Consider the following 24,170-nt stretch of genomic DNA (forward strand, 5'->3'; position numbering starts at 1 on the left):
GCCTCAGCGCACCCGGTCCATGGGCAGCCACAGGACGGTGTCGCCGGTGGCCGAACTCTTACGGTCGGTGACCTGTGCCGCGGCCTTGACCTCGGCGTCACCGAGCGCCCGGTTCCACACATGGACGTCGTCGATCGCGCCGGTGAGGAAGGCCCGGCTGTCCATGCGCTGGCCGACGTGCACACCGAACGGCGAGTTGCGGCTGACCGAGCCGGCCACGTCCGCGGTGCTGACCGCCTCACCGTCCAGGAAGAGCGTCAGCTGCCCGCCGCCCCGCCGCAGCGCGAGATGGTGCCACTGCCCGTCGTTGCGGGCGCCGTTGAACCACACGGACGCGGTGCGCACGGTCCGGAATCCCTCCCGGGTGGTGATCAGGGCGCGCACCCGGTCGTTGTCCGGCTCGCCGCGCAGCCAGATCTGGGGCTGGGTGCTGCCGATCCCGCCCATCCACAGGAACGGCTGCTCGCCGGAGGCGGCGGAGTAGCGGAAGAACAGCGATGCCGTGAAATCGCCTGTGCCGAGCGGGAGTCGGGAGCGGTACGGCAGGCGTACGGCGTCGTCCGTGCCGTCGAACTCCAGGGCGTTGCCGAACACGCCGTCCGTCGTGCGCGCGCCGCCGAGGACGGTCGCCCGGGGGGCGCTGGGGGCGAGGTCGGGGGTGGTGGGGTCGGGGGCGCGGCGCGGTCCGAGCCAGGCCTCGTTGAAGCGGACGAAGCGGATCTCGTCGCGTGCGTCGACGGCGCCGCCCTCGTACATCAGGCCCACCGTGGACGCGTCGATGCCCACCATGTCGGAGTAGCCCGACCAGTCCGTGGTGACGACCCTGCCGCGGTCCACGCTCTCCCAGCTGTCACCGCTGTCGTAGGAGGAGCGGACCATCATGGTCCGGCGGCGGTCGGGGTCGGCGGGGGCGGACAGCAGTATCCGGTTGCCCATGCGCAGCGTGGCGCCCTGCACCTGGGGCGTGTAGAGGCCCGGCAGGCCACGGAACGGGCCGGTGAAGCTGTCGCCGCCGTCGCGGCTGTACGTCTGGGAGCGGTGGCCGAGGTCCGTGCCGTCCTGTTCCCGGCCGCTGATGAGGATCGTGCCGTCCGCGCGCTCGGTGAGCGTCACCTCGGACGGCTTCTGCCGGAAGGTGCCGTCGGCGGCGGCGATGGGCCAGGAGTCGGTGGCGCCGGCCCGCCAGCTGTCGCCGCCGTCGTCGCTGACGATGAGCGCGGCGTGGTTGGCGGTCACCCGACTGCCGTCCCACGTCTCGGTGTTGACGCCGAAGACCAGACGTCCGGCGTGCTTGCCCTTGGTGAGCTGGATGCCGTGCACGGGACCGGTGGCGTACCAGGAGTTCCAGTCCGCCGGCAGTATCTCGTCGCTCAGATCGCGCGGCTCGGACCAGGTCCGGCCGTCGTCGTCGCTGTACTGCAGATGAGGAGTGCGGTCACACGGCACCGAGCAACTGCCCGCGTCCGTACGGCCCGTGTTGTACGTCTCCGCCAGCAGAATGCGGCCGGTCTCCCGGTCCACGATCGGCGCCGGGTTGCCGTGCGTGTCGCCGTCGCCCTCGTTGACGACCTGGAGCGGGCCCCAGGTGCGGCCGCCGTCGGTGGACCGCTTCAGCACGATGTCGATGTCGGCGGCGTCACCGCAGTTCAGCACCCGCCCCTCGGCGAACGCCAGCAGCGTGCCGTCCTTGGTCTTCACGATCGCCGGGATGCGGAAGCAGGCGTAGCCGGTCTCCTGGTCGGCCCGGAACAGGACCTGCTGCTCGAACAGCGGTGTCCGGGCGCTCGGTTGGGGCTGCGCCGGACTCGCCGGAGTCAATGCCGCGGCCGTCGCCGAAGTGGCGACGGCCGCAACGAGAACAGCTCTGAGACGTGCGCGAACTCTTGAAGGCATGGTGCGGCCCGCCCTTCATCGTCTGGTCACAGGTCCAGGCATCTGAACATTCGGACATCCCACGTCCAAAGTGCGCAGCACAGACGTTAGTTGGGGTGTCGTACGCATCACAAGAACCGTGCACGTGTCACATCACGGATGGAGTACCACTTTCTTTTCGGGAACCAATGACGGACTTACCCGTTGATCCGGAATTCCGGTACACAGCGCCGACGGCGGATAACGTTCCGTCATGACCGCACCACTCGCGCTCGAATCCGCCCGCACCGCCCTCGTACTGGTCGATCTGATGGACCGCATCGTCGCGCTGCCCCTGGAGCCCCGGAAGGGCACCGAAGTCCTCGTGACCTGCGAGGAGTTGGCCGCCACCTTCCGCTCCGCGGGAGCGCCCGTCGTCCTCGTCCGTGTCGAACGCCGAGGTGTCACCGAGCAGCCGCCCGGCAGCGGGCTGGCGGCAGGGCTGTACAAGGACGGCGACATCGAGATCGTGAAGCGGACGATCGGCGGCTTCCAGGACACAGGACTCGACGACCGCCTCCGCGAACGGGGCGTCACCACCCTGGTGTTCGGCGGTATCGCCACCAACCTCGGCGTCGAGTCGACGGCCCGCGCGGCCGCCGACCTCGGCTACGACCTGGTCTTCGTCGAGGACGCGATGACCGCGTTCACGGCGGCAGAGCACGAGGCGTCGGTCCGGCTCGACTTCCCGAGACTGGGCTCGGTGGTGCAGGCCGCGGCGGTGACCTTCTCGGCCGGCTGACTCGGCCGGCCCGACCCCACCACCGCACAGCGGGAAAACAGCGGGGCCCCTTTACGGCGCAGGGGGCGCTCCCCGCCGGTTCGGGGCCCCGCCGCCGTGTCGCGGGGAGCCGGTCAGGCCTGGGCGGCCGCGGTCCGCAGGGCGAGCCGGTGTTCGCCCGCGTACACGTTCATGGAACTGCCCCGCAGGAAGCCCACCAGCGTCAGCCCCGTCTCCGCGGCCAGGTCCACCGCCAGCGACGACGGGGCGGAGACGGCCGCCAGTACCGGAATCCCGGCCATGACCGCTTTCTGCGCGAGCTCGAAGCTGGCCCGTCCCGAGACCAGCAGGACGGTCCGGGACAGCGGCAGGTCGCCGTTCTGCAGCGCACGCCCGACCAGCTTGTCCACCGCGTTGTGCCGGCCCACGTCCTCGCGTATGTCGAGCAGTTCGCCGTCCTCGGTGAACAGGGCCGCCGCGTGCAGGCCCCCGGTCCTGTCGAAGACCCGCTGGGCCGCGCGGAGCCGGTCGGGGAGGCCCGCGAGCAGGCCGGGGTCGAGCCGGACCGGGGGAGTGTCGCCGCCGTGTGTGTCGTCGATGGGCCACCGGGCCGTCGTACGCACGGCGTCGAGGCTCGCCTTGCCGCACAGGCCGCAGGACGAGGTCGTGTAGACGTTCCGCTCGAGGGTGATGTCGGGGATGGCCACGCCCGGCGCGGTCTTCACATCGACCACGTTGTACGTGTTGGATCCGTCCACGGTGGCGCCCGCGCAGTACACGATGTTCTGCAGGTCGTCCTGCCCGCCCAGCACGCCCTCGCTGACCAGGAACCCCGCGGCCAGCGCGAAGTCGTCGCCCGGGGTGCGCATGGTGATCGCGAGCGGCTTGCCGTTCAGCCGGATCTCCAGCGGTTCCTCGGCGACCAGGGTGTCCGGGCGGCTGGAGACGGCGCCGTCCCTGATGCGGATCACCTTGCGTCGTTCCGTGACTCGTCCCATGTCGTGTCTCAGTCCCGGTTCTGTACGTGCTGGTAGCCGAAGCGGCCCTTGATGCAGAGGTTGCCGTGGGTCACCGGGTTGTCGTGCGGTGACGTGACCTTCACGATCTCATTGTCCTGCACGTGGAGCGTGAGGTTGCAGCCCACACCGCAGTACGCGCACACGGTGGTCGTCTCGGTCTGCTGGGACTCGTCCCACGTGCCGGCCGCCCGCATGTCGAACTCGGACTTGAAGGACAGCGCCCCCGTCGGGCACACCTCGATGCAGTTCCCGCAGTACACGCACGCCGAATCGGTCAGCGGAGCGTCGTGCTCCACCGCGATCCGCGCGTCGAAGCCGCGTCCGGCGACCGAGATCGCGAACGTGTTCTGCCACTGGTCGCCGCAGGCGTCGACGCACTGGTAACAGAGGATGCACTTGTCGTAGTCGCGCACATACAGGTCGTTGTCGACCTTCGGTTCCTCGTTGAGGCGGGCCGCGTCGGGGCCGAAGCGGTCCGGTTTCGCCTCGTACTCCTTGATCCAGTCGGCGACCCGCGGGGTGGTCGACAAGTCGACCGAGGACGCCAGCAGCTCCAGGACGATCTTCCGGCTGTGCCGGGCGCGCTCCGTACTGGTCTTGACGACCATGCCCGGCTCGGCCTTGCGGGAGCACGCCGGCACCAGGGTGCGGGACCCCTCGACCTCGACGACGCAGACCCGGCAGGCGTTCTTGGGCCGCAGCGTGTCCCCCTGGCACAGGGTCGGGATGTCCTTTCCGGCTGCCCGGCAGGCGTCGAGGATGGTCGAGCCCTCCGGGACCCTCGCCTCCTCGCCGTCGACGGTGAACTCCAGCAGCCGGCGCGGGATCCCCAGCGGTGTCACGGTCATTCGTACGCCCCCAGACGGTCGATGGCGGATTCCACGGCGTTCCACGCGGTCTGCCCCAGACCGCAGATCGAGGCGTCCCGCATCGCGCGGCCGACCTCCCTGAGCAGGGCGATGTCGTCGGCGGCCGCCGCACCCGTGCGCTCCACGATCCGGTGCAGCGCCTCCTCCTGTCGCACGGTCCCGACCCGGCAGGGCACGCACTGTCCGCACGACTCGTCGCGGAAGAACTCGGCGATGCGCAGCAGCAGCCGGGGCAGCGGGACCGTGTCGTCGAAGGCCATGACCACGCCGGAGCCGAGCGTGGTGCCCGCATCCCGCGTGCCCTCGAAGGTGAGCGGGATGTCCAGCTCGTCGGCCCGTACGAAGCCGCCGGCCGCACCGCCCAGCAGCACCGCCCGCAGCCCCTCGCGCACCCCGGCCAGCTCCAGCAGCTCGCCGAGCGTGGCGCCGAAGGGCAGCTCGTAGATGCCGGGCCGCTCCACACTCCCGGAGACACAGAACAACTTCGGCCCGGTGGACTTCGCGGTGCCGATCGCCGCGTACGCGGGTGCGCCCATGGTCAGGATCGGCAGCACGTTGACCAGCGTCTCGACGTTGTTCTCCACCGTCGGTTTGCCGAACAGCCCCTTCTCCACGGGGAACGGCGGCTTCGAGCGCGGCTCGCCCCGGTAGCCCTCGATGGAGTTGAAGAGGGCCGTCTCCTCACCGCAGATGTACGCCCCCGCACCCCGCCGGATCTCGATGTCGAAGGCGTAGCCCTGCCCGAGGATGTCGTCCCCCAGCAGTCCACGCGCGCGTGCCTGCGCGATCGCGTGCTCCAAGCGGCGCAGGGCACGGGGGTACTCGCCGCGCAGGTACAGGTATCCCTTGTGGGCGCCCGTCGCGTACGCCGCGATCGTCATCGCCTCCACCAGCGCGTACGGGTCGCCCTCCATGATCACGCGGTCCTTGAAGGTGCCCGGCTCGGATTCGTCGGCGTTGCAGACGAGGTAGTGCGGATGGTCGGGCTGGGACGCCGTCGCCTGCCATTTGCGGCCGGTGGGGAAGGCGGCGCCGCCACGCCCGACCAGGCCGGAGTCGGTGACCTCGCGGATGACTCCGGCAGGACCCAGCGCGAAGGCCCGGCGCAGGGCGGTGTAGCCGCCGTGGGCGCGGTAGTCGTCCAGCGACGACGGGTCGACGACTCCTACGCGCCGCAGCAGGGTCAGCGCGGGGTCCCCTGCCTGCGGTACGGTCGTCGCGGCCGGTGGCTCCTCGGGCGCCGAGTCCGGAGCGCTCGCGGCGAGCACGGCGTCGTGCACGGTGGCCGGCGCCGAGACCGCCGTACGCACCGGGTCCCCGGCCTTGATCGCGAGCGCCGCCGGAGCCCGCTCGCACAGACCCAGACAGGGACTGCGCTCGACCGACACACCGCTCCCGAGCCCGAGCCGCGCCTCGATACCGGCACACAGCTCGCTCGCGCCGGCCGCCGCGCACGCGAGGTCCGTGCAGACGTGGAGCACGGTGGCGGGCCGTGGCTTGACCGAGAACATGGCGTAGAAGGTGGCGACGCCGTACGCCTCCGCCGGCGGCACGGTCAGCCGCCGACACAGGTAGTCGAGGGCGCCCTCGCTGATCCAGCCGATCCGGTCGTGGATCGCGTGCAGCCCCGGCAGCAGCAGGTCGCGGCGGTCGCGGGCCTCGCGTCCGCCTCGGGCCCACCTGAGGTCGGCGTCGGAGCGGTCGGCGCCCTCCCAGGAGGACTCGGGCGGGCCGAGCAGGGCGTCGACGGCCGCCCGTTCGTCGTCCGTCGGTTTGCTGTCGCCGAAGTGCAGGTCCACTTACGTCACCTCACGTTCGTCACTACGGTCGCGACGGGGAGCTTCTCGATCCGGATCGCCGACGCCTTGAACTCCGCCGTCCCCGCGATCGGGCAGTTCGCCTCGATCGTCAGCTGGTTGGTGTCCACCTCGTCGGGAAAGTGCATGGTCATGAAGGCGAGCCCGGGCCGCAGCGCCGTGTCGATCCACACCGGCGCGACGACCGAACCGCGCCGCGAGGTCACCTGGACCTCCTCGCCGACCACGACCCCGTACCGCTCGGCGTCCTCCGGGCACAGCTCGACGTACTCGCCGCGCCGCAGCGGGGAGGCGAAACTCCCGCTCTGCACCCCGGTGTTGTAGGAGTCGAGCCGCCGTCCCGTGGTGAGCCGGATCGGGTACTCCTCGTCGGTGAGGTCGACCGGCGGATCGTGCTGGACGATCCCGAACGGCGCCGACATCCCGCGCCTCGCCGGATCCGTCTCCCACAACCGGCCGTGCAGATAGGTCGGTTCGAGCTCGTCGGTGCTCGGGCACGGCCACTGGATGCCCTGGTGCTCCTCCAGGCGTTCGTACGTCATCCCGTAGTGGTCCGGGGAGACCGACCTGAGCTCGTTCCAGACGGCCTCGGCATCGGCGTACTTCCACTCGTGGCCGAGGCGTGCGGCCAGTTCGCAGATTATGTCGATGTCCTCGCGTGCCTCACCGGGCGGGGTGACCGCCCGCCGTACCCGCTGTACCCGCCGCTCGCTGTTGGTGGTGGTGCCGTCGGTCTCGGCCCACCCGGCGGTCGCGGGCAGGACGACGTCCGCCAGCTCGGCCGTCTTGGTCAGGAAGATGTCCTGGACGACGAGGAAGTCCAGCTGCCGCATGCGCCGTACGGCCTGCTCGCTGTCCGCCTCCGACTGCGCCGGGTTCTCGCCGATGCAGTAGACGGCCTTGAGCGTGCCCTCCTCCATCGCCTCGAACATCTCGGTGAGGTTGAGCCCGTAGTGCGGCTGGATGACCGTGTCCCAGGCCGACTCGAACTTCAGGCGAACGCTCGTGTCGAGGATGTCCTGGAAGCCGGGGAGGCGGTTGGGGATCGCGCCCATGTCGCCTCCGCCCTGCACGTTGTTCTGGCCGCGCAGGGGTTGCAGTCCGCTGCCGTACCGGCCGACGTGCCCGGTCAGCAGGGACAGGTTGATCAGCGCGCGGACGTTGTCGGTGCCGTTGTGGTGCTCGGTGATGCCGAGGGTCCAGCACAGCTGGGCGCGCTCGGCGCGGGCGTAGGCGTGCGCCAACTCCCGTATCGCCGCTGCCGGTACGCCCGTGACCTTCTCGGCGAGGGACAGCGTCCATGGCTCGACCAGCGCCTTGTACTCCTCGAAGCCGGTGGTCGCCCGCTCGATGAACGCCTCGTTCGCCAGGCCCGCGTGGATGATCTCCCGGCCGATCGCGTGCGCCATCGGGATGTCGGTGCCGACGTTCAGCCCGAGCCAGCTCTCCGCCCACTCGGCGGTGGAGGTGCGGCGCGGATCGACGGCGTACATGCGGGCGCCGTTCCTGATCCCCTTCAGCACGTGCTGGAAGAAGATCGGGTGCGCGAAGCGCGCGTTGGAGCCCCACATGACGATGACGTCGGTGTGCTCGATCTCCTCGTACGAGGACGTGCCTCCGCCCGATCCGAAGGCGGCCGACAGCCCGGCGACGCTCGGGGCGTGGCACGTCCTGTTGCAGGAGTCGACGTTGTTGGTGCCCATCACCACCCGGGCGAACTTCTGCGCCACGTAGTTCATCTCGTTGGTGGCGCGGGCGCAGGAGAACATGCCGAACGCGCCGCGGCCCAGCGCCAGGCCGCGGGCCGCCCGGTCCAGGGCCTCCTCCCAGCTCGCCTGCCGGAAGGGCTCGTCGCGGGAGTCGCGGATGAGCGGATGGGTCAGCCGGGTGTAGGTCTTCGGGCTCCGGTCGCGTTTCCTCATACGACACTCCTCATGCGGCGCTCCTCAGCGCGAGCAGGTCCGAGATGGCGTGCACGGTGCGCAGGGTGGGCACCTGGACGCCGGTGATCTCCGCCAACTCGACGACCGCAGCGAGGAGTACATCGAGTTCGAGCGGCTTGCCGCGCTCCAGGTCCTGGAGCGTGGAGGTGCGGTGGTCGCCGACCCGTTCGGCGCCCGCGAGCCGGCGCTCGATGGAGACGCCGACCTCGCAGCCGAGGGCCTCGGCGACCGCGAGCGTCTCGGTCATCATGGTTTCGATGACCTTGCGGGTGCCGCCGTGCAGGCACATCTGCCGCATGGTGGCGCGGGCCAGCGCGCTGATCGGGTTGAAGGAGATGTTGCCGAGCAGCTTGAGCCAGATGTCGTTGCGCAGGTCGGGCTCGACCGGGCACTTCAGACCGCCGGCGATCATGGCCTCGCTGAAGCCCAGACAGCGCTGGGAGACGCTGCGGTCGGGTTCGCCGATGGAGAACCGGGTGCCTTCCAAGTGCCGTACGACACCCGGCCCTTCGAGCTCTGTCGCGGCGTAGACGACACAGCCGACGGCCCGTTCGGGCGCGAGCACCGCACTGACCGCGCCGTCCGGGTCCACACTCTCGATGCGGTGGCCGTCGTACGGGCCGCCGTGGCGGTGGAAGTACCACCAGGGGATGCCGTTCTGGGCGGCCACGACCGCCGTGCCGTCGTGCAGAAGGGGCTCGATGAGCGGCCCGCACGCCGCGTACGAGTTGGCCTTCAGACCCAGGAAGACATAGTCGACCGGGCCGACCTCGGCCGGGTCGTCGGTGGCATGGGCGCGGGCGGTGAAGTCGCCGCGCGGACTGAGCACGCGCACTCCGTGCTGCCTCATGGCCGCCAGATGCGGTCCACGGGCGATGAGATGCACGTCGGCGCCCGCGCGGTGGAGCGCGGCTCCGACGTAGGCGCCGATGGCACCGGCGCCGAGGACTGCAACTTTCACTTCGGAACGCTCCGTTCGGTCGAGGGAGTACCGCGGAGGTGGCTGAGAAGTGCCGAATTCTGTCGACGAAATATTGTCTACAGTATGGGCGGGGGCTCAGCAAGGGTTCGAGCACGGCTTCACGTACGGCGTTCGACCGTTCGTCGCGCCCGGCATACCGTTCATCGCATACGGTCGACGCGCCGCCTTCTCAACTGCCGTGCCGCTCCCTACCGTTCGGGATCATGAGTCCCCCAGTCGCACCCCCGGGGTGGAGCCGCTGGCTGGTTCCGCCCGCCGCTCTCTCGGTCCACCTCTCCATCGGCCAGGCCTACGCCTGGAGTGTGTTCAAGCCCCCGCTCGAATCCGCGCTCGGACTCAGCGGCACCCAGAGCGCGCTGCCGTTCCAGCTCGGCATCGTCATGCTCGGACTGTCGGCCGCGTTCGGCGGCACGCTGGTGGAGCGCAACGGGCCGCGCTGGGCCATGACGGTCGCCCTGTGCTGCTTCTCGTCCGGCTTCCTGCTCTCCGCCCTCGGCGCCGCGACCGAGCAGTACTGGCTGATCGTCCTCGGCTACGGCTTCGTCGGCGGAATCGGCCTCGGCATCGGGTACATCTCGCCGGTGTCGACACTGATCAAGTGGTTCCCCGACCGGCCCGGCATGGCCACCGGCATCGCCATCATGGGCTTCGGCGGCGGCGCGCTCATCGCCTCGCCCTGGTCGGCGCAGATGCTGGAGTCGTTCGGCTCGGACAGCTCCGGGATCGCGATGGCGTTCCTGGTGCACGGGCTGTCGTACGCCGTCTTCATGCTGCTCGGTGTGCTGCTGGTCCGGGTGCCGCGCACCGAGAAGCCGGTCGGCGACGGGCCCAGTGCCTTCGACGGACCGCAGGTGTCCGCCCGCAACGCCGTGCGCACACCGCAGTTCTGGTGCCTGTGGATCGTGCTCTGCATGAACGTGACCGCCGGCATCGGCATCCTGGAGAAGGCCGCGCCGATGATCACGGACTTCTTCGCGAACACCTCGACAACGGTGTCGGCGTCGGCCGCCGCCGGCTTCGTCGCCCTGCTGTCCGCCGCCAACATGGCGGGCCGCATCGGCTGGTCGTCCACCTCGGACCTGATCGGACGCAAGAACATCTACCGCGTGTACCTGGGCGTGGGCGCGCTCATGTACGGGCTGATCGCGCTGGCCGGCGACTCGTCGAAGCCGCTGTTCATCCTCTGCGCCCTGGTGATCCTGTCCTTCTACGGCGGCGGCTTCGCCACGATCCCCGCCTATCTGAAGGACCTCTTCGGGACCTACCAGGTCGGCGCGATCCACGGGCGGCTGCTCACCGCCTGGTCGACGGCCGGTGTCCTCGGGCCGCTGATCGTCAACTGGATCGCCGACCGGCAGGAGGAAGCGGGCAAGGACGGCTCCTCCCTGTACATACTCTCCCTCTTCATCATGATCGGGCTGCTCGCCGTCGGCTTCGTGGCCAACGAACTCGTCCGGCCCGTCGATCCCCGTCATCACGTTCCCGCCCCGGCGTCGGACGAGAAGGAGGCCGCGGATGTCCAGCGACAGCAGTAGCAGTAGCAGTGGCAATAGCGGTCCGCCCGGCCGACGCGGGCTGATCGCCTTCGCCTGGGTGTGGGTGGGGGTACCCCTCGCCTACGGGCTCTACGAACTCGTACAGAAGGCGACGCAGCTGTTCACCGGCTAGCTGTTCGGAAGATGATCGGGCGTCCGAGGGTCTGAGGGAAGCCGACAACACGGGCGCCCGATTCCTGTGGCATCACGTGCCGCCGTACCCGCGAGTCACTGATCAGACTGGTGAATCCCGCTACCCGAGGCTCCGAGGGGGATCACCCACGATGAACGGCTCGCGCATCGCCGCCGTCGGCCACTACCAGCCCGCCAAGGTGCTCACCAACGAGGACCTGGCGGGCATGGTCGACACCAGTGACGAGTGGATCCGGAGCCGGGTGGGCATCCGTACGCGGCACATCGCCGGGCCCGACGAGCCGGTCGACGAACTGGCCGCGCACGCCGCCGCCAAGGCGCTCGCGGCGGCCGGTCTGGCACCCGGTGACGTCGACCTGGTCCTGGTCGCGACCTCCACCGCCATCGACCGCTCCCCGAACATGGCCGCCCGGGTCGCGGCCCGGCTCGGCATCCCCTCGCCCGCCGCGATGGACGTCAACGTCGTGTGCGCGGGCTTCACCCACGCCCTGGCGACCGCCGACCACGCCGTCCGTGCGGGCGCCGCGGCCCGGGCGCTGGTGATCGGCGCCGACAAGATGTCCGACGTGACCGACTGGGGCGACCGCACGACCTGTGTGCTGGTCGGCGACGGGGCGGGCGCGGCCGTCGTGGAGGCCTCCGAGGACGCCGGCATCGGGCCGGTGCTGTGGGGTTCGGTGCCCGAGATGGGGCACGCGGTGCGCATCGAGGGGCAGCCCGCGCGGTTCGCGCAGGAGGGGCAGAGCGTCTACCGCTGGGCGACGACGCAGTTGCCGGCCATCGCGCGCAGGGCATGCGAGCGGGCGGGGCTCGCACCCGAGGACCTCGCCGGAGTCGTCCTGCACCAGGCCAACCTGCGCATCATCGAGCCGCTCGCCGAGAAGCTCGGCGCGGTCAACGCGGTGGTCGCGCGCGATGTCTCCGAGTCCGGGAACACCTCGGCGGCGAGCATTCCGCTCGCGTTCTCCAAGCTGGTGGAGCAGGGGAGGATCTCCAGCGGCGATCCGGTACTGCTCTTCGGGTTCGGCGGAAACCTGTCGTACGCCGGGCAGGTCGTCCGCTGCCCCTGAACGCTGAGGCCGCCGACGGATGCCGACCCCTGTGGCCAACTCCCCGGTCCCCTGGCCTTTGTGCGCCGTAGACTGTAGACGAAAGACAATCGATACTGGCTTTCCGTGACGGTCGGCTACGCCACGCAGTCGCCCGGTGATCGCCCAGGAGGGGACCGATGTTGTCGACAGGACTGCCGCAGGGTGCGGTGCCCAAGCTCGAACGGCCCGGCCCGCTGCGCGACCGTGTCTACGAGGCGCTGCTCGAACTCATCACCACCCGCGCCCTCCAGCCGGGCCAGCACCTGGTCGAGAGCGAACTGGCAGGTCACCTCGGTGTGTCACGGCAGCCGGTGCGTGAGGCGCTGCAGCGGCTGAACACCGAGGGCTGGGTGGATCTGCGGCCCGCGCAGGGCGCGTTCGTGCACGAGCCGACGGAAGAGGAAGCCGACCAGCTCCTCACCGTCCGAACGCTGCTGGAGGCGGAGGCGGCCCGGCTCGCCGCGGCCCATGCGAACACCGCGGGCATCAAGGCCCTCGAGGAGTTGTGCGAGGCGGGCGAGAAGGCCGTCGCCGCCGACGACGTGGACGGGGCCGTCACCATGAACGCCCGCTTCCACGCCACGATCATGGAACTGGCCGGCAACGCGGTCCTCGCCGAGCTGGCGGCACAGGTCGACCGGCGCGTGCGCTGGTACTACACGCCGGTCGCCCGCCAGCGCGGCCGGCAGTCCTGGATCGAGCACCGGGAGCTGATCGCCGCGATCACGGACCGCGACGAACAGCGCGCCACCCAGCTGATGCGGGAGCACACGGAGCACACGCGGCGGTCGTATCACGCACGGGCCAAGTGACGCCGCGGGCCTGTCCGGCGGATCAGGCCGCACGAAAGCAACGGCACCTCGTCAACGCAGCCGTGCAGGCCCCGCGACCGCTTCCTTCTCGGACTCAGGGAGGTCCGCGTAGGGCACGGGCAAGGGGTGCGTCCGCTCGTCGTCGGGCGACGATCCATGTCACCGACGATCTGCGCCCCCCGCTCGGCCTCCGTCATGTCGGCGATGTCCGTGCCCTGAGCACTGCTGTCGGCAGCAAAAGGGTAGCCAACCGGCCCCTTTTGCACCGCGTTCGCGCAGGGACGATCGAACCGCCCCTTACGCCACCGCCGGCTCGCCCGGCAGAGGTCGTGGCCTCAGCTGTCACTGGAACGCGTCAGCGTGTGCGCGAGCCCACTGTTCGAACGTGCGCGGCTCGCGGCCCGTCACCTCCCGCACCGTCGGCAGGATCTCCGACTCGTCCAGGGTGCCGTCGACGAAGAAGCTGAAGAAGGCGTCGACGTACGGCTTGGGCATGCGGGCCTCCAACTCGGTGCGGGCCTCCTCGGGGGCGAGGCCGACGGTGCGCAGGTCGCGGTGCAGGGCCTCGCCGAGGATGCGGACGCGGTCGGCGGGCAACAGCGCCTCGGGGCCGGTCACTTCGAGGGCCCGGCCCGTGTACTCGTCCGAGAGCAGGGCGTGAAGGGCGACCTGTGCGATGTCGTGCGGGTCGATGTCGGCCGTGCGGACGTCGGGGAACGGCACCCGCACCTCGTCGCCCTTGCTGATCTGGTCGGCGAGTTGGAGTGCGTTCGACATGAAGCTCGTCGGCCGCACCGACGTCCACGGCAGCCCCGACTCGCGTACGGCGTTCTCGGCGTCGATCAGATAACCCGCGACCGCGTTGCCCGTGTCGCCGGTCCCCGCCGACTTCCCGGACAGCAGCACGATCCGTTCCACTCCCGCCGCTCGCGCGTCCGCCAGGATCTGCCGTTGCCCGCCGTAACCGGGCATCAGGAACATGGCGCGTACGCCGTCGAGCGCCTCCCGGACCGTCTCCGGTCGGTTGAGGTCGCCCGCCACGGCCGTCACTCCCGGGGGCAGTCCGTCCGTCCGGCCGGAGCGGCTCATCGCCCGCGTGGGCTGTTCTGCTTCCGCCAGAGCCCGTACGAGTTCGGCACCCACGTTCCCCGTGGCACCCGTCACCAGAAACACCCGGTCCCCCTCTCCCCGTGCCGGGCCGCGGCAGGCCCCGGCGTCGTGCCCATCCTGCGGGGCCGGGGGGCGACGGCACCAGGGGCCCCACCGGGCCGGGGGGCCAAGCATCAGGAAACAGCCGGTCTTTGTCCTGTGAGTGGAGAAAGTTGACGGCAATCTGTGCGCAACTTCTTCCCACTCCCGGCGCCCGCTGCTACGTTCCCCTCGAAAGCAGGCCACAGAAGTGGCCGAAACCCGGCGCGCACAGGCCGATCGAGGCGGGGAGGGGCTCGTGAGACGTATGACGGCGCGACCCGCGAACGCCCATCAGGCCCGGCTGCTGAAGCTGTTGCGCGACGGTGGGCCCAACTCCCGGGCGCAGCTCGGCGATCAGATCGACCTCTCACGGTCCAAGCTGGCCGTGGAGGTGGACCGCCTGCTGGAGACGGGCCTGGTCGTGGCCGACGGACTCGCCGCCTCGCGCGGTGGCCGGCGCTCCCACAACATCCGGCTCAACCCGGGGCTGCGCTTCCTCGGCGTCGACATCGGCGCGACCTCGGTCGACGTCGCCGTCACCAACGCCGAACTGGAGATCCTGGGTCACCTCAACCAGCCCATGGACGTCCGCGAGGGCCCGGTCGCGGTCTTCGAGCAAGTCCTGTCCATGGCCGCGAAGTTGAGGGCCTCCGGGCTCGCGGAGGGGTACGACGGCGCCGGCATCGGCGTCCCGGGCCCCGTCCGCTTCCCCGAGGGCGTACCGGTGGCTCCGCCGATCATGCCGGGCTGGGACGGCTTCCCCGTACGGGAGGCGCTCAGTCAGGAACTCGGCTGCCCGGTCATGGTCGACAACGACGTGAACCTCATGGCGATGGGGGAGCAGCACGCGGGCGTCGCACGCTCCGTGGGCGACTTCCTCTGCGTCAAGATCGGCACCGGCATCGGCTGCGGCATCGTCGCCGGCGGTGACGTGCACCGCGGTGTCACCGGCAGCGCGGGCGACATCGGGCACATCCAGGCCGTGCCCGACGGCCGCCCCTGCGCCTGCGGCAACCGGGGCTGTCTGGAGGCCCACTTCAGCGGGGCGGCCCTCGCCCGGGACGCCGTGGAGGCGGCCCAGCAGGGGCTGTCGGAGGAACTCGCCTCGCGGCTGGCGGCGAACGGCACCCTGACCGCCGTCGACGTCGCCGCCGCGGCCGCCGCGGGTGACGCCACCGCCCTCGACCTGATCCGCGAGGGCGGCAACCGCGTCGGGCAGGTCATCGCCGGACTCGTCAGCTTCTTCAACCCCGGCCTGGTGGTGATCGGCGGCGGGGTGACCGGCCTCGGCCACAACCTCCTCGCCGCCATCCGCACCCAGGTCTACCGCCAGTCGCTGCCCCTGGCGACCGGCAACCTGCCCATCGTTCTCGGAGAGTTGGGCCCCACCGCCGGAGTCATCGGCGCGGCCCGACTGATCAGCGACCACCTGTTCTCACCCGCGTAAGGCACCAGCCACTCCGCACGGCTCTCCAGCACAGCACTCCGCACGACGCTCCGCCTCGCGCAGCACCCAGTTCCGCACAGCACTCTGCTCCGCCCTGCCCTGAAACCGGCCGCACGCCCGCCAAGGGGACCCTCATGGCACCAGAACCACCGCTGCTCAGCATGTCCGGCATCACCAAGTCGTTCCCCGGAGTCCGCGCACTCGACGGCGTCGACCTCGACGTCCAGGCCGGTGAAGTGCACTGCCTGCTCGGCCAGAACGGCGCCGGCAAGTCCACCCTCATCAAGGTCCTGGCCGGCGCCCACCAGCCCGACACCGGCACCATCCGCTGGCGCGGCGAGGAGGTCACCCTCCGCTCGCCGATCGCCGCGATGCGCCTGGGCATCGCCACCATCTACCAGGAACTCGACCTCGTCGAGCACCTGTCGGTGGCCGAGAACGTCCACCTCGGCCATGAGCCCACGGCCGCCGGTTTCGTCGTACGCGGAAAGACGGCCAAAGCCTCAACGGCGCAGCTGCTCAAGCGACTCGGGCATCCGGAGATCGATCCGGCGCGCCTGGTCGGTGAGTTGTCGGCGGCGCAGCAGCAGATCGTGTCCATGGCACGGGCGCTCTCCCACGACGTACGGCTCATCGTGATGGACGAGCCGTCCGCCGCCCTCGACCCGGACGAGGTCGACAACCTCTTCCGCATCGTCGGCGACCTCACCGCCGACGGCGTCGCCGTCGTCTACATCTCGCACCGGCTGGAGGAGATCCGCCGCATCGGCGACCGGGTGACGGTGCTCAAGGACGGGCGGGCCGTGGCCGGCGGGCTGCCGGCGAAGACGACGCCGACGCGCGAGGTCGTGGCGCTCATGACGGGGCGCAATGTGGAGTACGTCTTCCCCGAGCGGCCGACCGGGGATGCGCCGGCGGGGAAGCCGTTGCTGGAGGTCCGGGGTCTCGCCCGGGACGGCGAGTTCGAGCCCTTCGACCTGACCGTGCGGCCCGGCGAGATCGTCGGGCTGGCCGGACTCGTGGGCTCGGGGCGGTCCGAGATTCTGGAGACTGTCTACGGTGCACGGAAGCCGACAGCCGGTCAGGTGCTGGTCGACGGACGGCAGTTGAAGCCCGGCAGCGTACGCGCCGCCGTCCGCGCCGGCCTCGGGCTCGCCCCCGAGGAGCGCAAGGCGCAGGCGCTGCTGATGCTGGAGTCCGTCACCCGCAATGTGTCGGTGTCGTCCATGTCCCGCTTCTCCCGCGGCGGTTGGATCGACCGCGCCGCCGAGCTCAGAGCGGCCCGGGCGGCGACCCGCGAGCTGTCCCTGCGGCCCGACAACCCCTCCGTACCGGTGCGCACCCTCTCCGGCGGCAACCAGCAGAAGGCCGTCCTGGCCCGCTGGCTGCTGCGCGGCTGCCGCGTCCTGCTGCTCGACGAACCCACCCGCGGCGTCGACGTGGGCGCTCGCGCCGAACTGTATGCGGTCGTCCGCCGACTGGCCGACGAAGGCCTCGCCGTACTGCTCGTCTCCAGCGAAGTGCCCGAAGTGCTGGGCCTCGCCGACCGCGTGCTGGTGCTCCGCGAAGGCCGCGTCGTCCACACCGCACCCGCCCGCGAACTCGACGAACACCGTGTACTCGACCTCGTCATGGAAGGAAGCCCGGCGTCATGACGCAGCACGCCTCCCCGCCCCGGGACAGCACCGGCAAGGTGCCGTCGGCCGGAGCGGCGCCCGCCTGGCGTGGCCTGATGGCCCGCGCCGACGTGCGCACCCTCTCCCTGCTCGGCGTCCTCGCCGCGCTGATCCTCATCGGCGGCATCACCAAGCCGGACCAGTTCCTGGACACCCGCAACCTCCAACTGGTCCTCACCCAGGCCTCCGTGATCGGCGTCGTCACCGTCGGCATGACCTTCGTCATCATCTCCGGCGGCATCGACCTCTCCGTCGGCGCGATCGTCGCGCTGGCCTCGGTGTGGGCGACGACGGTCGCGACCCAGGAGTACGGCTTCGGCGGAATCCTCTTCACGGCGGTGATCGTCGGCGTGGGATGCGGACTGGTCAACGGCATGCTGATCGCGTACGGCGCGATGGTGCCGTTCATCGCCACGCTCGCCATGCTGGCCTCCGCCCGCGGACTGGCGCTGCAGATCACCGACGGCAAGACGCAGATCGTCACCGTGCCCTCGGTGCTGGACCTCGGCGAGCGCGACGCGTACGTGCTCGGTGTCCCGCCGCTGGTCATGGTGTTCGCGGTCGTGACGATCATCGGCTGGCTGATCCTGAACCGCACCACCTTCGGGCGCCGCACGGTCGCCGTCGGCGGCAACGCGGAGGCGGCCCGGCTCGCCGGCATCGACGTCCGCCGCCAGCGGCTGTACCTCTACCTGCTGTCCGGGCTGTGCTGCGGCATCGCCGCCTTCCTGCTGATCATCCTGTCCGGCTCCGGCCAGAACACCAACGGCAACCTCTACGAGCTCGACGCCATCGCCGCCGCGATCATCGGCGGCACGTTGCTCAGCGGGGGCCGCGGCACCATCACCGGCTCCGTGCTCGGCGTCCTGATCTTCACCACGATCACCAACATATTCGCCCTGAACAACCTGCAGAGCGACGTCCAGCAGATCGCCAAGGGCGCGATCATCGTCGCCGCCGTGCTGGTCCAGCGCCGTACCGCGAGCACGACCTGAGGAAAGGGTTCACCGCCATGTCAGAGCTCACCAGTCGCAGAGGGCTGCTCTTCGGTACCGCCGCCATAGGAGCGGGCGCCCTCCTCACGGGTTGCACGAGCAACGAGTCCAAGGACGAACCGGCCGCCAACGACCAGCCCGCCGCCGACGACAAGTCCGGCAAGCCGGTCACCATCGGCTTCGCCGGACCGCAGGCCGACCACGGCTGGCTCAACGCGATCAACGACAATGCCAAGAGCCGGGCGAAGAAGTACTCCGACGTGACGCTGGAGATCACGGAGGGCTCCAACGACACCGCCGCGCAGATCGGCCAGATCGAGACGCTGATCAACAAGAAGGTCGACGTGCTGGTGGTGCTGCCCGCCGACGGCAAGGCACTCACGCAGGTCGGCCTGAAGGCGATGAGGGCCCGGATCCCGGTGATCAACCTGGACCGGATCTTCAACACCCCGCAGGCGTACCGCTGCTGGATCGGCGGCGACAACTACGGGATGGGCCTGAACGCCGGCCACTACATAGGCGAGAAGCTCAAGGGCAAGTCGAACGCCCGCGTCATCGAGCTCGCCGGCCTGGACAACCTGGAGCTGACCAAGCAGCGCACCCAGGGCTTCGACGACGCGCTGAAGAACTACCCCAACATCAAGAAGGTGGCCCGCCAGGCGGCCGAGTTCACGGTCGAGTCCGGGCAGGCCAAGATGGCCCAGCTCCTGCAGGCGCAGTCGAAGTTCGACGCGCTGTGGAACCACGACGACGACCAGGGCGTGGGCGCGCTGCGCGCCATCGAGCAGGCGGGGCGCGACGACTTCCTGATGGTCGGCGGCGCGGGCGCCCTGTCCGCCTTCCAGGCCATCAAGCAGGACGACGGCGTCCTCAAGGCCACCGTCCTGTACCCGCCGACCATGGCCGCCTCCGCCATCGACCTGGCCCGTGCGCTGGGCCAGGGCAAGGGCGTCGGCGGCATGGCCGAGTTCGAGATCCCGGCCTCGATCACGCTCTACTCAGCCGTCGTCGACAAGACCAACGTCGACCAGTACATGTCCACCGGCTTCAAGTGATTCCACCCGCACCCCCCACGTGCGCCACCCCGACCAGGACGAGGAGGAATCCCACATGGGACAGCCGCAGCAGCAGTCGGAAGGGACCGAGGCAGGCAAGCCACCCCTGCGCGTGGGGATGGTGGGCTACGCCTTCATGGGCGCCGCCCACTCCCAGGGCTGGCGCACCGCGGGCCGCGTCTTCGACCTGCCGCTGAACCCCGTGCAGGCCGTGATCTGCGGCCGGGACCGGTCGGCCGTACAGGGGGCGGCCGACCGGCACGGCTGGGCGTCCGTCGAGACCGACTGGCGTGCCCTCGTCGAACGGGACGACGTCGACCTCGTCGACATCTGCACCCCCGGCGACAGCCACGCCGAGATCGCCCTCGCCGCCCTGGCCGCCGGCAAGCACGTCCTGTGCGAGAAGCCGCTCGCCAACACGGTCGAGGAGGCCACGTCGATGGCGCGGGCCGCCGAGGAGGCGTACGCGCGGGGCCAGGTGGCCATGGTCGGCTTCAACTACCGCCGGGTGCCGGCCACCGCTCTGGCCCGCCGGATGGTCGCGGAGGGCCGCCTGGGCGCGCTGCGGCACGTTCGGGTGACGTACCTCCAGGACTGGCTCGTCGACCCGGAATTCCCGCTGACCTGGCGGCTGCGCAAGGAGCAGGCCGGTTCGGGATCGCTCGGTGACCTGGGCGCGCACATCGTCGACCTCGCGCAGTACCTGGTGGGGGAGCGGCTGGCGGGCGTCTCGGCGCTCACGGAGACCTTCGTACGTCAGCGGCCCCTGCCCACCGGCGCCACGAGCGGGCTGTCCGCCGTGTCGGCCGCCGGCATTGGGCAGGTCACCGTCGACGACGCCGCCCTGTTCACGGCCCGCTTCCCCTCCGGCGCCCTCGCCTCCTTCGAGGCCACCCGCTACGCCACCGGCCGCAAGAACGCCCTGTGCATCGAACTCAACGGTGAACGTGGCTCGCTGGCCTTCGACCTGGAGCGCCTCAACGAGCTCGACTACCACGACGGCACGGAGCCCGGAGCGCACGCCGGCTTCCGCCGCATCCTCGTCACCGAACCCGACCACCCCTACCTGGATGCCTGGTGGCCCCCGGGCCACGGCCTCGGCTACGAGCACACCTTCGTCCACCAGGCCCGCGACCTGGTCCACGCCGTCGCGGAGGGCAAGCAGCCCGAACCCTCCTTCGCCGACGGGCTGCAGGTGCAGCGCGTCCTGGCGGCGGTGGAGGAGAGCGCCGAGAAGAACTCCGTCTACACCCCGATAGCGGTCTGACACACCCGATAGCGGCCTGAGGAGGCTGACGCGCATGCCGCGTACGTTCACGCTGTTCACCGGCCAGTGGGCCGACCTGCCGCTGGAGGAGGTCTGCCGGCTCGCCCGCGACTTCGGCTACGACGGACTCGAACTCGCCTGCTGGGGCGACCATTTCGAGGTCGACAAGGCGCTGAGCGATCCCTCGTACGTGGAGTCCCGGCATCAGCTCCTCGACAAGTACGGCCTCAAGTGCTGGGCCATCTCCAACCACCTGGTCGGCCAGGCCGTCTGCGACGCCATCATCGACGAACGCCACCAGGCGATCCTGCCGGGCGAGGTGTGGGGCGACGGAGAGCCGGAGGGGGTCCGGCGACGCGCGGCGGACCGTATGAAGGACACGGCACGTGCCGCGGCCGCCTTCGGCGTCGACACGGTGATCGGCTTCACCGGCTCCGCCATCTGGCATCTGGTCGCGATGTTCCCGCCCGCGCCCGAGTCGATGATCGAACGCGGCTACGAGGACTTCGCCGAGCGCTGGAACCCGATCCTCGACGTCTTCGACGCGCAGGGTGTGCGGTTCGCGCACGAGGTCCATCCGAGCGAGATCGCGTACGACTACTGGACGACCCAGCGGGCGCTGCAGGCCGTGGGGAACCGTCCCGCCTTCGGTCTGAACTTCGACCCTTCGCACTTCGTGTGGCAGGACCTCGACCCGGTCGGCTTCCTCTGGGACTTCCGCGACCGCATCTACCACGTCGACTGCAAGGAGGCCCGCAAACGCCTCGACGGCCGCAACGGCCGCCTCGGCTCCCACCTGCCCTGGGGCGACCCACGCCGCGGCTGGGACTTCGTGTCGGCCGGGCACGGCGACGTCCCCTGGGAGGACGTCTTCCGGATGCTGCGCTCCATCGGCTACCAGGGCCCGATCTCCGTGGAGTGGGAGGACGCCGGCATGGACCGGCTCCAGGGCGCCCCGGAGGCCTTGACCCGCCTCAAGGCGTACGACTTCGAGCCGCCGACGGCCTCCTTCGACGCGGCGTTCGGCAACTGACCTGTTCCGAGGGCAACTGAGCCGTACCCAGGGCTCGTCGAGCTCTGCCTTCGCTCTCCGGGATGACGGCGCATCCCGGCGTTCGCACCCGCCCGTACAACCGGCCCCTTTCTGGAGGCACTCGTGCACGGGAACGACCGCACCACCAGCACCGACAGAAACGAGACCCACAGACGACGCCCGTCCTTCCGCAAAGCGGTGGCGCTGCTGAGCGGCGCCCTGCTGGCGGGCGCCACCCTCACCTTCACCGCACCCCAGGCCGGCGCAGCCGTCGCCGACGAGGGGAGCGCCGCGGCTGCCGCCGAGGCCGCCGCGGCGGAGGACTTCCAGCAGGTCACCCTCGCCAAGGGCGAACCGGAGGTCGGCGAGCCCATGTCGCTCGCCGTCCTCCCGGACCGCTCGGTCCTGCACACCTCCCGCGACGGCGAACTCCGTCTCACCGACGCGGCGGGGAACACGAAGCTCGCCGGCAAACTGGCCGTCTACTCGCACGACGAGGAGGGACTCCAGGGCGTCGGGGTCGACCCGAACTTCTCGGCGAACCGTTTCATCTACCTCTACTACGCGCCTCCGCTCAACACCCCGGCCGGCGACGCCCCCGAGACCGGAACGGCCGCCGACTTCGCGCCCTTCGACGGCGTCAACCGCCTCTCCCGCTTCGTCCTGAAGGCCGACGGCACGCTCGATGCGGCCAGCGAGACGAAGATCATCGACATCCCCGCCTCCCGCGGCCTGTGCTGCCATGTCGGCGGTGACATCGACTTCGACGCGGCGGGCAACCTGTATCTCTCGACGGGCGACGACACCAACCCGTTCCAGTCGGACGGCTTCACCCCGATCGACGAGCGCTCCAACCGCAACCCGGCCTTCGACGCCCAGCGTTCCTCCGGCAACACCAACGACCTGCGCGGCAAGATCCTGCGCATCAAGGTGAACGCCGACGGCTCCTACTCGATCCCGGACGGCAACCTCTTCGCGCCCGGCACCGACAAGACCCGCCCCGAGATCTACGCCATGGGCTTCCGCAACCCGTTCCGCTTCAGCGTCGACAAGAAGACCGGGATCCTCTACGTCGGCGACTACGGCCCCGACGCAGGCGCCGCCGACCCGGCGCGCGGCCCGGCCGGCCAGGTCGAGTTCGCCCGCGTCACCGGCCCCGGCAACTTCGGATGGCCGTACTGCACCGGCGACAACGACGCCTACGTCGACTACGACTTCGGGACCGGCCAGTCCGGCTCGGCCTTCGACTGCGCCGCGCCGAAGAACACCTCGCCGCACAACACCGGCCTGACCGACCTGCCTCCGGCCCAGCCCGCCTGGATCCCGTACGACGGCGGATCCGTGCCCGAGTTCGGCACCGGTTCGGAGTCGCCGATGGGCGGCCCGGTCTACCACTACGACGCCTCGCTCGACTCGCCGGTGAAGTTCCCCGAGGCCTACGACGGGGACTTCTTCGCCGGGGAGTTCGGCCGCCGCTGGATCAAGCGGATCGTGAGCGACGACGCCGGGACCGTCCAGTCGATCAACAATGTCCCGTGGACCGGAACCCAGGTCATGGACATGGCCTTCGGCCCGGACGGCGCGCTGTACGTCCTCGACTACGGAGTCTCCTGGTTCGGCGGCGACGAGCACTCGGCCCTGTACCGCATCGAGAACGCCACCGACGGCCACTCGCCGGTCGCGCAGGCCACGGCGAGCAGGACCTCGGGACAGGCGCCGCTGAGGGTCCAGTTCTCCTCGGAGGGCACGACCGACCAGGACGGCGACGCCCTCACCTACAGTTGGGACTTCGGCGACGGCGGCAAGTCGACGGCGGCCGACCCGGCGTACCGCTACAAGAAGAACGGCACCTACACAGCGACCCTGACCGTCAGGGACCCGTCGGGCCGCACCGGCAGCGCGAGCGTGCAGATCGTGGTCGGCAACACCGCGCCCAAGGTGACGCTCGAACTCCCGCAGGACGGGCAGCTGTTCAGCTTCGGTGACGCGATCCCGTTCAAGGTGAAGGTCACCGACCCGGAGGACGGCTCGGCGATCGACTGCTCCAAGGTCAAGGTCACCTTCATCCTCGGCCACGACAGCCACGGCCACCCGGTGACCTCCGCCAACGGCTGCACCGGCACCATCCAGACCAGCGCCGACGGCGGCCACGACGAGGACGCCAACATCTTCGGCGTCATGGACGCCGAGTACACCGACGGTGGAGGCGGCGGCCAGGCCCCGCTCACCACGCACGACCAGAACGTCACCCAGCCCAAGCACCGCCAGGCCGAGCACTTCGGCAACGGCTCCGGCGTCTCCGTCATCACCAAGGACACGGCGCACGGCGGCCGGACGGTCGGCGACATCAACAACGGCGACTGGATCTCCTTCACGCCGTACGCCCTGAGCAACGCGAAGAAGATCACCGCACGCATCTCCTCCGGCGGCGCGGGCGGCACGCTCGAGGTCCGTGCGGGGTCCTCGACGGGCACCCTGCTCGGCAAGGCGACCGTGCCGGTGACCGGCGGCTGGGAGACCTTCCAGGACGTCACCGCCGACCTGTCCCGCGCGCCCAGGGGCACGACCACGCTCTACCTCGTCTTCAAGGGCAGCGGCTCGGGCGCCCTGTACGACGTGGACGACTTCACCTTCACGACGGGCTGAGAGGAGG

19 protein-coding genes are annotated in these 24,170 nt (G+C 70.4%); 12 read left to right on the forward strand and 7 right to left on the reverse strand.

Annotated elements, in window-relative coordinates; all coding sequences use genetic code 11:
• Positions 1-3: 3 nt before the first annotated feature.
• Positions 4-1,893, reverse strand: a complete 1,890-nt coding sequence (locus tag ACZ7L6_RS01470) for an exo-alpha-sialidase (protein WP_471919901.1) — start codon at positions 1,891-1,893, stop codon at positions 4-6.
• A gap of 232 nt (positions 1,894-2,125) precedes the next feature.
• Between ACZ7L6_RS01470 and ACZ7L6_RS01475 the strand changes: the two genes are divergently transcribed.
• Positions 2,126-2,653 (forward strand): isochorismatase family protein, encoded by a 528-nt coding sequence (locus tag ACZ7L6_RS01475; protein WP_471919902.1) that lies wholly within the window; start codon positions 2,126-2,128, stop codon positions 2,651-2,653.
• A 113-nt stretch (positions 2,654-2,766) separates the two neighbouring features.
• On the opposite strand, the gene fdhD is transcribed toward ACZ7L6_RS01475, so the two are convergent.
• Genes fdhD through ACZ7L6_RS01500 form a run of 5 tightly spaced genes read right to left on the reverse strand, consistent with a single transcriptional unit; the run spans position 2,767 to position 9,241 of the window.
• Complete coding sequence (gene fdhD, locus ACZ7L6_RS01480; protein ID WP_471919903.1) at positions 2,767-3,630, reverse strand: formate dehydrogenase accessory sulfurtransferase FdhD; 864 nt, start codon at positions 3,628-3,630, stop codon at positions 2,767-2,769.
• Positions 3,631-3,638: 8 nt separating this feature from the next.
• Positions 3,639-4,499 carry a 2Fe-2S iron-sulfur cluster-binding protein gene (locus ACZ7L6_RS01485; RefSeq protein ID WP_471919904.1) on the reverse strand — a complete coding sequence of 287 codons (861 nt, stop codon included), beginning with the start codon at positions 4,497-4,499 and terminating at the stop codon, positions 3,639-3,641.
• On the reverse strand, positions 4,496-6,319 hold the full coding sequence (locus ACZ7L6_RS01490; protein ID WP_471919905.1) for an NAD(P)H-dependent oxidoreductase subunit E: 1,824 nt from the start codon (positions 6,317-6,319) through the stop codon (positions 4,496-4,498). The genes ACZ7L6_RS01485 and ACZ7L6_RS01490 overlap by 4 nt, the downstream gene beginning before the upstream one ends.
• Positions 6,320-6,324: 5 nt before the next feature.
• Entirely contained in the window at positions 6,325-8,259 is a 1,935-nt protein-coding gene (locus ACZ7L6_RS01495) for a molybdopterin oxidoreductase family protein (protein WP_471919906.1), read from the reverse strand.
• Positions 8,260-8,269: 10 nt separating this feature from the next.
• Complete coding sequence (locus tag ACZ7L6_RS01500; RefSeq protein WP_471919907.1) at positions 8,270-9,241, reverse strand: 2-dehydropantoate 2-reductase; 972 nt, start codon at positions 9,239-9,241, stop codon at positions 8,270-8,272.
• Between the two features lie 224 nt (positions 9,242-9,465).
• Between ACZ7L6_RS01500 and ACZ7L6_RS01505 the strand changes: the two genes are divergently transcribed.
• From ACZ7L6_RS01505 to ACZ7L6_RS01520, 4 genes are all read left to right on the forward strand, one after another.
• A complete protein-coding gene (locus tag ACZ7L6_RS01505; RefSeq protein WP_471919908.1) occupies positions 9,466-10,797 on the forward strand; it encodes an OFA family MFS transporter in 1,332 nt (443 codons plus the stop codon).
• Positions 10,778-10,930: an MFS transporter small subunit gene (locus ACZ7L6_RS01510; RefSeq protein ID WP_471919909.1), complete on the forward strand. Its 153-nt coding sequence runs from the start codon at positions 10,778-10,780 to the stop codon at positions 10,928-10,930. Before ACZ7L6_RS01505 ends, ACZ7L6_RS01510 begins: the two co-directional genes overlap by 20 nt.
• Before the next feature lie 151 nt (positions 10,931-11,081).
• Positions 11,082-12,020: a beta-ketoacyl-ACP synthase III gene (locus tag ACZ7L6_RS01515; RefSeq protein WP_471919910.1), complete on the forward strand. Its 939-nt coding sequence runs from the start codon at positions 11,082-11,084 to the stop codon at positions 12,018-12,020.
• Between the two features lie 158 nt (positions 12,021-12,178).
• Positions 12,179-12,853, forward strand: coding sequence for a GntR family transcriptional regulator (locus ACZ7L6_RS01520; RefSeq protein ID WP_471919911.1), 675 nt, complete (start codon positions 12,179-12,181; stop codon positions 12,851-12,853).
• A gap of 342 nt (positions 12,854-13,195) precedes the next feature.
• Here the strand turns inward: ACZ7L6_RS01520 and ACZ7L6_RS01525 are convergent, their stop codons facing one another.
• Positions 13,196-14,017, reverse strand: coding sequence for an NAD(P)H-binding protein (locus ACZ7L6_RS01525; RefSeq protein ID WP_471919912.1), 822 nt, complete (start codon positions 14,015-14,017; stop codon positions 13,196-13,198).
• Positions 14,018-14,309: 292 nt separating this feature from the next.
• Here ACZ7L6_RS01525 and ACZ7L6_RS01530 point away from each other — a divergent pair, with 292 nt between their 5' ends.
• The 7 genes from ACZ7L6_RS01530 (at position 14,310) to ACZ7L6_RS01560 (ending at position 24,163) form a co-directional block, all read left to right on the forward strand.
• On the forward strand, positions 14,310-15,491 hold the full coding sequence (locus ACZ7L6_RS01530) for an ROK family transcriptional regulator (protein WP_471920582.1): 1,182 nt from the start codon (positions 14,310-14,312) through the stop codon (positions 15,489-15,491).
• 134 nt (positions 15,492-15,625) lie between these two features.
• Positions 15,626-17,146, forward strand: coding sequence for a sugar ABC transporter ATP-binding protein (locus tag ACZ7L6_RS01535; protein WP_471919913.1), 1,521 nt, complete (start codon positions 15,626-15,628; stop codon positions 17,144-17,146).
• Complete coding sequence (locus ACZ7L6_RS01540; protein WP_471919914.1) at positions 17,143-18,162, forward strand: ABC transporter permease; 1,020 nt, start codon at positions 17,143-17,145, stop codon at positions 18,160-18,162. The genes ACZ7L6_RS01535 and ACZ7L6_RS01540 overlap by 4 nt, the downstream gene beginning before the upstream one ends.
• Positions 18,163-18,179: 17 nt before the next feature.
• Complete coding sequence (locus ACZ7L6_RS01545; protein WP_471919915.1) at positions 18,180-19,217, forward strand: substrate-binding domain-containing protein; 1,038 nt, start codon at positions 18,180-18,182, stop codon at positions 19,215-19,217.
• 55 nt (positions 19,218-19,272) lie between these two features.
• The gene (locus tag ACZ7L6_RS01550; protein ID WP_471919916.1) at positions 19,273-20,484 is read left to right on the forward strand and encodes a Gfo/Idh/MocA family protein; all 1,212 of its coding nucleotides are present in this window, start codon (positions 19,273-19,275) and stop codon (positions 20,482-20,484) included.
• A 34-nt stretch (positions 20,485-20,518) separates the two neighbouring features.
• Positions 20,519-21,517: a sugar phosphate isomerase/epimerase family protein gene (locus ACZ7L6_RS01555; RefSeq protein WP_471919917.1), complete on the forward strand. Its 999-nt coding sequence runs from the start codon at positions 20,519-20,521 to the stop codon at positions 21,515-21,517.
• A gap of 123 nt (positions 21,518-21,640) precedes the next feature.
• Positions 21,641-24,163 carry a PQQ-dependent sugar dehydrogenase gene (locus ACZ7L6_RS01560; RefSeq protein ID WP_471919918.1) on the forward strand — a complete coding sequence of 841 codons (2,523 nt, stop codon included), beginning with the start codon at positions 21,641-21,643 and terminating at the stop codon, positions 24,161-24,163.
• The last annotated feature ends 7 nt before the right edge of the window (positions 24,164-24,170 follow it).

Source organism: Streptomyces sp. NPDC107522 (genome assembly GCF_055657525.1).